General features: G+C 65.6%; 1 protein-coding gene. It reads right to left on the bottom strand.

The features are described from left to right. Window positions 1-1,967 (bottom strand): calcium-binding protein (locus MJ639_RS17760; protein WP_480212886.1); only part of this gene is annotated, 1,967 nt, incomplete at its 3' end. Window positions 1,968-2,021 lie beyond the last annotated feature (54 nt).

Below are 2,021 nucleotides of genomic sequence, written 5' to 3'. Positions count from 1 at the left end.
CCCACCTTGCTCAGCTTGGCAAACAGGCGCGTCGCGCCGCCGTTGCCGTCCGGATCGAAGTACAGGAAGCCCGTCGACGTGTCGTAGATGATCCGGTCGTCCGCATCCACCGACGTCGTCCGACCCGCTCCCGACACGAACGCGCCCGGATCCAGCACCCCAAGCGCCATCGCATTGAAGAACGTCGACCGCGCCAGGTAGATCTTGTCGAGCTCGCTCGGCTTGAAGTCCGCGATCGTATCCACGTTGGTCGTGCCCAGCGTCGCGTCGAACACGAACTTGTCCGCGCCCAGGCCGCCGCGCAGCGCATCGCTGCCCAGGCCGCCGCTCAGCCAGTCGTTGCCCTCGTCGCCGCTGATCACGTCGACACCGGTGCCGCCCATCAGCGTGTCGTGGCCCTTCGTGCCCGTGATGCTCTCGCCCACCGTATCCTCAACCGTCACGGTCAGCACGTGCTCCGTCTCCGAGTGACCGTCGCTGACGATCACCGTGAACGAGATCTTGCCGCTCGTGGAGCGATACTGCTCGTAGTCGATCTTGGTTTTGTCCTTGACCCGCAGCTCATAGGTCGAGCCCACCTTCACGATCTCGAACGCGCCGTTGCCGTCCGCGCCCTCCTTCAGGCGATAGCTCAACGGATCGCCGTCATCCCCGCGCAGCAGGCCCACCAGCAGCCCCTCCGACGGGTTCTCGCGGATGAACTTCTTGCTCAGGCGGATGTTGGTCGGCGGCGGGTTGCCGTCGTCCGTCACAACCACCGTCACAACGCCTTCGACCTCGTCGTTGTCCGCGCCCGTGCCGTCGTCGGCCACCACCAGGTAGTTCGTCGTCGTGGTCACCAGCACCAGCGGCGCCTTGATCAGCCGCAGCACGTTGCCTTCGAAGCGGTAGTACCCGTCCTGGCTGGTGGCGCTCAGCGTGCCGTCCGTCCAGCGGAACTTGTAGGTGATCACGTCACCGTCAAGATCGGTTTCCGCCAGGCTCAGCAGCTCGCCCAGCGCCGCACCCTCGAGCACCGTCACCCGGCCCGACGGAACCGTCGGCGAGTAGTTGCCCGTGGCATCGTCCGGATCCTTGATCGTGACCGTGACCGTGCCTTCCACCGCGTGATTGGGCGCCGTCGTGCCGTCGTCGGCCACCACCACGTAGTGGTTGCGCACGTCGCCTTCCACGCTCGGATCGCCGATCGCCACCAGCTTGTTGCCCTCGAACCGGAACAGGCCGTCCTCGCTGGTGAAGCTCAAGGACCCGTCCGTGTGCTTGAACTTGTAGACGATGGTCTCGCCGTCCAGGTCCTTCGCCGCCAGGATCAGCACCTCGCCGCGGGCGCCCCGCTTCCAGTCCACCTCGCCTTCCGGAACGGTCGGCGCATGGTTGCCGGACGGATCCGCCGCCTTGACCGTCACCTTGATCGTGCCGGTCACCGCGTGGTTGGGCGCGGCCGTGCCGTCGTCGGCCACCACCGTGTAGCGGTGCTCCGTGTCGGCATCCACGTCCGTGGCCACCAGGGCCACCAGCTTGTTGCCGACAAACTGGAACAGGCCGTCCTCGCTGGTGTCGCTCAAGGACCCGTCCGCGTGCTTGAACTTGTAGACGATGGTCTCGCCGTCGAGATCGATATCGTCCAGCGCGAGGATCTCGCCCAGGGTGCCTTCCGCGATGTCGAGCACGCGGCTCGGATCGGCCGGGGCGTAGTTGCCCGACGCATCCTCGGCCTTGATCGTCACCTTGATCTGGCCCGTGGTCTTGGCGTTGGCCTCGCCCGAGCCGTCGTCGGCCACCACATTGTAGGTGCGGTCCGTGTCCACCGCGACGTCCAGGGTCGCGATCGCCACCAGCTTGTTGCCGACGAACTGGAACAGGCCGTCCTCGCTGGTGTCGTGCAGCGAGTTGTCCGACCACTTGAACTTGTAAGTGATCGTCTCCTCGTCATCGTCCTTGAGCGCCAGCGTCACAACATCGCCCAAAGTCCCTTCCGCAATCTCAACAACACGGCTCGGATCAGCAGGCGAACGATTCGG

It is taken from the genome of Microvirga solisilvae (assembly GCF_022808595.1).
Classification (GTDB): Bacteria; Pseudomonadota; Alphaproteobacteria; order Rhizobiales; family Beijerinckiaceae; genus Microvirga; species Microvirga solisilvae.
This window is presented reverse-complemented; position numbering and strand designations above follow the sequence as displayed.